We start from the raw sequence: 7,400 nt of genomic DNA on the forward strand, positions 1-7,400 counted from the left end.
AGGACAACTGGGCAGTACACCATTTTTGTAACAATAATTAAATGGGATAGGTTAACTATTGTTCATCAATATCAAAGCGGCCAACTAATTGCTCTAGATCTTTAGCAAGTGCCACCAATTGGTCAGCTCCGGCATTAAGTGCAGCCGCACCGTCACCAACTTGCCTTACCGAAACATCTACAGAGCCAATCAACCGTTTGGTTTGACCAGCATTTTGACCTTGCTGTGTTGCTTGTGCTGCAATATTTGATACCGAAGACTTAATGCGTGATACGGCTGTTGTAATGTCTGAAAATGCTTGTTGAGCGCTTTGTGATTGCGTAATTGTGGTTTCTGATTCGCTTACACTCACCGTCATCTGGTTAGATACATTTCTAGTTTGCGCGATAAGATTAGTCAGCACCTGCTCAATCTCTTGCGTGGCATCATGAGAACGTTGTGCCAGTGTCCTCACTTCATCTGCAACCACAGCAAACCCTCGACCTTGCTCTCCTGCTCGAGCCGCCTCGATGGCTGCATTTAACGCAAGTAGGTTGGTTTGTTCTGCAATCGAGCGGATCACACCAAGTATATTGGTAATGTCTTGGCTTTCACTCTCAAGTTGATTCATCGCACTTGCAGACTCAGCAAGTGACTGATTGAGTCTTGCCACCTGTGACACGGTTAATTCGATGGTTTTGTTACCGTGTTGGGCATGCTCGTCAGCGCTAACCACATCTTCAAGTGTCTGGGTGCAATGTTCAGTCACTTCTATTGCAAGCTGCTCCACGGTTTCAGTTGTTGTTGCAGCATTGGCAGAGTCATCCGCTTGAGCATGGCATTGTCTACGAATATCGTTAATACTTTTTTGGGAGTCTAGTGCTGCGCTGTTGAGTGTCGCGGCATTATGCTGAATGTCTTTCACTAACAGGTTAATCGAATCGAGAAATTTGTTGAACCAGGTTGCAAGTTCACCAATTTCATCGTTGCTGATCACCTTTAAACGTTTCGATAAGTTTCCTTCTCCTTGGGCAATTTCTCTCAAACCCAAAGAAACCATTTCTATCGGTTGGACAATTTTATTTGCCAGTGTGATAGCGGTAATGACAAAAATAATCACCATTAACATCGCAATTACCGCAATACTAATAGTCATATCGTATGCAGCAGCTAAAATTTCATCTTCATCAATAACTGCAATAAACTGCCAGCCAAGGTTTGATGAACGATAAATTTTAGCAACGTAGGTTTTATTATCGGTTTCAATGGTAAGGTAGGCTTCGTTTTTCACATCTCGAATTGCGTTATAAAGTGGGCTGTTGAGATCTTTGCTGTGTTTAAAGTTGTTGTCTTTGTTTTTCGGGTCAGCCAGTACAATACCGTTACCGTCGAGTAAAAGTAGATAGCCAGATTCCCCCAAGCGAATGTTACTAACAATATCAGTGAGAGTGGAGAGCGTCACGTCCAGCGATTGTGTACCTATCATTCTACTATCACGCTTAATTGCCGTCGCGACTGAGACCATAGCTTGCCCTGTAACACCTTGATAAGGCTCTGTGAGGATAACGCTGTTGGGGTTTGCTGCGGCTTTTTTGTACCAAGGGCGTTTAGTTGGATCATAGTTGCCCAGAGGCTCTGCTGGGTATTGGATAAAGCCACCAGAACTCGTACCTAAATAGACAAACAGTAGCTCTTCATGGGTTTGTCCGAATGCGCGATAAAGCTCATAAATTTGCGCTTCATTCTGACCATTTTGCAACGGAGTCATTGGTTTCTCTGCACCAAAGTAAGTGGTGGTATTATCACTAACATTTTGTACAGCCTCGGCCTGTGCTAAAAACCGGGCGCTCTTTTTCATTTGCTCAAAAAATAATACAAATGACCGTTCCGCTTGCCGAATTTCATTGCCGGATGCGTCTAAAAACTTTTCAAGAGAATCTTTCTTGGTTTGCGAAATACTCACAATCGAAATTGCAAAAATAGGAATAATAACGGTGAGTACAAAGCTAATTATCAGTTTTTTGCGCATTTTCATCGCAGAGACCCCATTAATTGGACTATGTTGTCAGGTGCCATATCACGGCACTGTATTTAGGGAAGGAAGTACTTTGGAGCTGGCGACACTATGATTTGCCATCTTTTGCTTTACTACCTGCTCAATTTGAGGAGGTAAGTTGGGCGCTATTTTTGTTAAAAACCTCTTGTTTAGAGCTACTAAGAGCGTAACTACATGGCAACGCATTTTACCCAAACTCACTCTCTTAATTGAGCGAAGTGCTATGTCTTAGGCTTCACTACAGTCGGTTGCAGGTAGTGGGCATCCGACCGTGTGAGGCATAAATTTATCTTCCCCTATAAATAGGTTTAGCATTGGATCTCGTGTTTTTTAAGTAATTTATAAAAATCAGAGCGATTTCGTTGTGCAAGTTTTGCCGCTTCTGAGACATTCCCCTCACAAAGCGCGAGTACTTTTTGAATGTAGTCATATTCAAATTGACGTTTAGCTTCGTTCAACCCAGTAAAAGCATTTTGCGCACAATCTTTTGGTAAGGCCTTTTGTACAATATCTTCGGTTATCACTTTACCTGGGGTGATGGCGACACAGTGCTCTACAATATTATGGAGCTGACGGATGTTGCCCGGCCAATGGTAATTCAACAAGTGCGTAATACTTTGTTGGTTAAATTGCTTTTCGCCATCGCTAAGAGCACTTAAGAAACGTGATGCAAGCAGCGGAATATCCTCTAATCTTTCCCGAAGGCTTGGGATCTCAACGGACACTACATTTAGGCGGTAGTATAAATCTTCACGAAATTGCTTTTCCGCAACCGCAGTTTGGATGTTTTTGTGACTTGCCGAAACAAATCTAACATTCACTTTATATTCACTTTGTCCACCTACGGGCCGTACTGTTCGCTCTTGTAATACACGCAGTAGTTTAACTTGCAAATCAAGCGGCATATCACCAATTTCGTCGAGAAATAAGGTGCCGCCATCGGCGGCTTGTACTAAACCTTCTTTGTCGCTCACAGCACCAGTAAATGCTCCTTTTTTATGGCCAAATAACTCTGACTCTAAAAGGTGGGCAGGCATTGCACCACAGTTTATCGCGATAAAAGGCCCTTGAGATTGATTACTTGCCAGATGGATCGCTTTTGCCGTCACCTCTTTACCAGTGCCGCTCTCGCCTTGGATCAGGATGTTTGCGTTGCTACTAGCAAGCGCTTGGAGTTGCTGTACTAACTGACGCATTGAGGCGCTTTGAAACAACAAGCCATGAAAGCTATTAGGATCTGAAGTCTGGGCTGTTCTTACTTTTCCAGCAAGCGCCTCATTGATGACATCAAGCATTTGTTGAGAGTCAATGGGTTTGGTTAAAAAGCTGACAAAGCCTTGTTGCATAGCGTCGACAGCATCTGGAATTGAGCCATGAGCGGTCATCATCACAACGGGCATTCCCGTATAGTGTTTTTTTATCTGTTCATTAAGTTCAAAACCGTTCATGTGCGCCATCTTTAGGTCTGTGATAACCAAGTCAATGGGCATTTGTTTGAGGATGTTTAATGCTTGCGTACCACGATGCGCTACTTCAACTTCGTATCCATTGCTTTCTAACCGTATCGCCAGCAGCTCTGTCAAAGATGTATCGTCATCTACTAAAAGCAACTTTGCACCCTGTTGTATTTGACTCATAGTACATCCTCCTCAAGTGATGGGGTTTCAGATAGATCGGTTTTCAGACGTTGAGTTTCTATGTCTGCCAACTTTTGTTTCAGCTCAGCAAGCTGCTTCTGTGTTTGTAGCAATTGTGCTTGGTGCTGTTGTGCTTTATTGTCAGCGTAATAATTGCTGATTTTTTGCTCACGAAGGTTTTGAGTATGCCAAGCTAATGATTCAAACCAAATGTTATAATCTTCCGGCCAATAATCTTGTAGTCTCAGCGCTTCAATGGCTTTAAGTTGCTTGGTGGTTGAGTCTGTACCGCAATAGGTGTGAATAAAGCCTTGTAAGTGCTGCGCACCTTTATAGTATTGGTTAAATGTCACGTTATGTTTTTGGGCGCATTGACTGACTAAGGCTTTGATCACCTCAGTTAAAGGCACAAACCTAGCGCTAGTTTCTGTTTTCACAGGGCCAATAAACTGCTTTGTTTGCTCGACGTTATGCTCCGTTGTGGCACAACCACTGAGCAAAAATAGCATGATACTTAATGCGATGTATTTCATTTTGGCTCCCTTTTTGGAAAGGCGACTTGAATACTGGCGCCAGATTCTACTGATAGCCATTTCACATAGCCTTTTAATTGCTTCACACACTCAGAGACAATGGCTAAACCTAAGCCACTACCATTATTATTTTTATTTTTCTCACCACGAACAAATGGCTGGAATAATGAATCGGCTTCATTAATGTCGATGCCATCACCGTCGTCACGGACTATCAACAATACTTCGCCATTTTGCTCTTCAATTGAAATAGAGACATTGCTTTTAGCGTGATCGATGGCATTGCTCACTAGCTGAGTTAACACTAATTTGCAGGGAAGATAAGGCACTTTTAGGTCATCATGGTTTTGCCAATTCACTATTACATCAGTCTTTCCTAGCTTATCGCTAAGATGCGTTGAGACTTCTTTTTGGATAAGATTCATTTCGGCGTCGTGATGCAGGCTATCAGGGTGACTGGCCGCGCTATAGCTGAGCAAATCGTCGATCAGCGATCCAAGCTTTGCAACAGAGTTTTCCATTATGGTGAGAATACGTTGCTGCTTTGGATTAACAGCTCCAAGCAATCCACTATTTAATAAGCTGCTTCCCTCGTTTAGTGATGCTAAAGGGGTTTTAAGCTCATGAGTAACATGGCGCAAGAAAGTTTCTTTTTGTTGTTGAATGCGTTTAAGTTCGAGCCTTAACCAATTTAACCTGTCACCCAGTTGCTGTAACTCATGGCTACCAGAAAGTTCTACCGACTTATCAAAATTACCTTTACCCACCTCAGATACCGCAGATTCTACCTGATTAAGCTGCTGACAAATCCGGTTGACCAAAAAGATACTGATCACGATAAGGGTGGGTAGCAGGATGATGAGGCCAAACATAAACCATGTTTGCAGCTGCACGAAATGGGCTTCTTGATCTGATAAGCGCTTATTCAGTGTTTGCTGAAAGCTTTCCTCGAATTGATTAAGCACTTTAACCAATCGCTGAAACTCCTCAGCTTTTGAGGTGGCATTGATTTCATCTGGCGCGAATTGTCGCCATTTAGCAACAAACAGCGAATCGGGTAGGTTTATTTTTAATAATTGAATACGTTTTTTGGTGTTTTGCCACTTCTGCTCGATGCTTTCTTGCAGTGTTTCACTTTGCAGCAGTTGATTATTTTGCAGTGCTTTTTCAAGCGCACTGATATCTGCTTTTACAAAATTGTATTCAAGAATAAGCTTTTGATTTTTATTATAAATATCCTGCGTTTTTTGTTGGTTTTTGGACAGTGCTTGGGCGTACCACAAAGTCAGTGTGAGTATTGGAAGCACACCAATAAACATGGCAATAAGTGCCTGTTTTTGTAAAGACTGAGAAAAAATTTTTTTCACGATACCAAACCCTTCCCAAAGGTGAACTAATTTTGACCAAGTAGCGCTGTTCGGTTTGTAAAACTTAGTGTGAAAAAGTGGCGTTGTTGCAAAGATGCGACAACCTAATACTCAGAGAAATAAAGACTTTTTATTTTCCATACCTTCAGCTGTTGCCATTTAGCAACAGTTAGCCTTAATCCAACCTTAACCTTTCCAAGTAGACTTATTTAACTGTCTGATAAATATTGCTTTTTTAATTTTGGCATCAAAGTTGGAATAGTTATCTCGAAAGCAAAAAACGAAACGCAAAAACAAATGCAAAATCAGTTTTAGCTTTAATAGCAAAACGGTTAACACAGAAATTAGTTTTTAATTTTATGAGGTAGACACGATGAAAAATCTAGTAATCGCAGTATCAGCAGCAGTAATGACTTTGGCATCAGTAGGTGCACATGCAAACACTGATTTCGACAAACTAGACATGAATGGTGATGGTTACATCTCTATTGAAGAAGCAAAAGCAGATGAAGACCTTCTTGCTCAATTTAACGAGCTAGACGCAGACCAAGACGGTCAATTAAGCCAAGCAGAATTTGATAACTACGAAGATTAATTTGCCGAGTTATCACATCACTCTAATCGTTAAGGAGAAGATCATGAAAAATTTACTAGTAGCAGTATCCCTTGCTGGTCTATCAATGGCGTCGGTTAATGCGATGGCCGGTGACGACTTTGCTAAATACGATGCCGATGGCAGCGGCACAATTAACATGAGCGAAGCAAAGGTGAATTCAAATCTTGTTGAGCAATTCACTCAGCTAGACGGTAATGCTGACGGCGAGTTAAGTGAATCAGAATTCGCAAACTTTAAAGGCTAACTAAAAGCCTCCAATTTTATAAAACGAACAGTATTTACATTTTTTGAGGAATAAATCATGAAAAACGTACTAATTGCACTTTCAATCACAGGTTTATCTTTCGCGTCTGTTAATGCAATGGCGAGTGAAGACTTCGCAGCGCTAGATACAGATCAAAGCGGCACAATCAGCATGAGCGAAGCACAAGCACACACGACACTTGCAGAGCAATTTAAAGCACTAGACGCTGATGCAAATGGCGAGCTAAGCGAAACAGAATTCGCAAACTTTAAAGGCTAACTAACAGCTTCCAATTTTATAAAACGAACAGTATTTACATTTTTTGAGGAATAAATCATGAAAAACGTACTAATTGCACTTTCAATCACAGGTTTATCTTTCGCGTCTGTTAATGCAATGGCGAGTGAAGACTTCGCAGCGCTAGATACAGATCAAAGCGGCACAATCAGCATGAGCGAAGCACAAGCACACACGGCACTTGCAGAGCAATTTAAAGCACTAGACGCTGATGCAAATGGCGAGCTAAGCACAACAGAGTTCGCAAACTTTAAAGGCTAATTAGAGCTGGAGCAGTAAACATACCTGCGCAAGGGAATGAGTGAGGAAAAGGAACTGATGCCAGGGAGCAGGGAATAGAGTTCAAAGATTATGATGATTGTTGAGTAACTGACAATATTACTGATTTGCGCAACTAAGCGCCTGTCTTCGGGCTAGTTGAAACAAACTGGTATAAAGGAATACTTACAGCGGGGCATCGCTATCAGAATCTTTGAGCTCCAAATTGAGAGTTTGGATGTCATTAGGGAAATAAACTAAAGGATCAGAGTCGGTAAGAATAAGGTGTACTAGCTCAGACTTGATCTGACAGTTACCCGTTTTTCAATCGGTGGCTGTCAGTTTAGATTTGAGCTAAATTTTTCTCAGCCCAAATTGATTTTCCATCAAGCAATGTTTCAAATGGCGTTCTG

8 protein-coding genes are annotated in these 7,400 nt (G+C 41.7%); 4 read left to right on the top strand and 4 right to left on the bottom strand.

Annotation, left to right across the window (positions count from 1 at the left end; translation table 11 throughout):
• Window positions 1–55: 55 nt before the first annotated feature.
• From F9Y84_RS17570 to F9Y84_RS17585, 4 genes are all read right to left on the bottom strand, one after another.
• On the bottom strand, window positions 56–2,014 hold the full coding sequence (locus F9Y84_RS17570) for a methyl-accepting chemotaxis protein (protein ID WP_147390146.1): 1,959 nt from the start codon (window positions 2,012–2,014) through the stop codon (window positions 56–58).
• Window positions 2,015–2,343: 329 nt separating this feature from the next.
• Window positions 2,344–3,672: a sigma-54-dependent transcriptional regulator gene (locus tag F9Y84_RS17575; protein ID WP_147390147.1), complete on the bottom strand. Its 1,329-nt coding sequence runs from the start codon at window positions 3,670–3,672 to the stop codon at window positions 2,344–2,346.
• On the bottom strand, window positions 3,669–4,205 hold the full coding sequence (locus F9Y84_RS17580; RefSeq protein ID WP_147390148.1) for a hypothetical protein: 537 nt from the start codon (window positions 4,203–4,205) through the stop codon (window positions 3,669–3,671). Before F9Y84_RS17580 ends, F9Y84_RS17575 begins: the two co-directional genes overlap by 4 nt.
• Entirely contained in the window at window positions 4,202–5,572 is a 1,371-nt protein-coding gene (locus F9Y84_RS17585) for an ATP-binding protein (RefSeq protein WP_147390149.1), read from the bottom strand. The genes F9Y84_RS17580 and F9Y84_RS17585 overlap by 4 nt, the downstream gene beginning before the upstream one ends.
• A 373-nt stretch (window positions 5,573–5,945) precedes the next feature.
• On the opposite strand from F9Y84_RS17585, the gene F9Y84_RS17590 reads away from it, so the two are divergent.
• Genes F9Y84_RS17590 through F9Y84_RS17605 form a run of 4 tightly spaced genes read left to right on the top strand, consistent with a single transcriptional unit; the run spans window position 5,946 to window position 6,990 of the window.
• A complete protein-coding gene (locus tag F9Y84_RS17590) occupies window positions 5,946–6,167 on the top strand; it encodes an EF-hand domain-containing protein (RefSeq protein ID WP_147390150.1) in 222 nt (73 codons plus the stop codon).
• Between the two features lie 43 nt (window positions 6,168–6,210).
• On the top strand, window positions 6,211–6,432 hold the full coding sequence (locus F9Y84_RS17595; protein ID WP_147390151.1) for an EF-hand domain-containing protein: 222 nt from the start codon (window positions 6,211–6,213) through the stop codon (window positions 6,430–6,432).
• A gap of 57 nt (window positions 6,433–6,489) precedes the next feature.
• The gene (locus tag F9Y84_RS17600) at window positions 6,490–6,711 is read left to right on the top strand and encodes an EF-hand domain-containing protein (RefSeq protein WP_168756772.1); all 222 of its coding nucleotides are present in this window, start codon (window positions 6,490–6,492) and stop codon (window positions 6,709–6,711) included.
• Between the two features lie 57 nt (window positions 6,712–6,768).
• Complete coding sequence (locus tag F9Y84_RS17605) at window positions 6,769–6,990, top strand: EF-hand domain-containing protein (protein ID WP_147391515.1); 222 nt, start codon at window positions 6,769–6,771, stop codon at window positions 6,988–6,990.
• The last annotated feature ends 410 nt before the right edge of the window (window positions 6,991–7,400 follow it).

Source organism: Pseudoalteromonas peptidolytica (genome assembly GCF_012641745.1).
Taxonomy (GTDB): domain Bacteria; phylum Pseudomonadota; class Gammaproteobacteria; order Enterobacterales; family Alteromonadaceae; genus Pseudoalteromonas; species Pseudoalteromonas peptidolytica.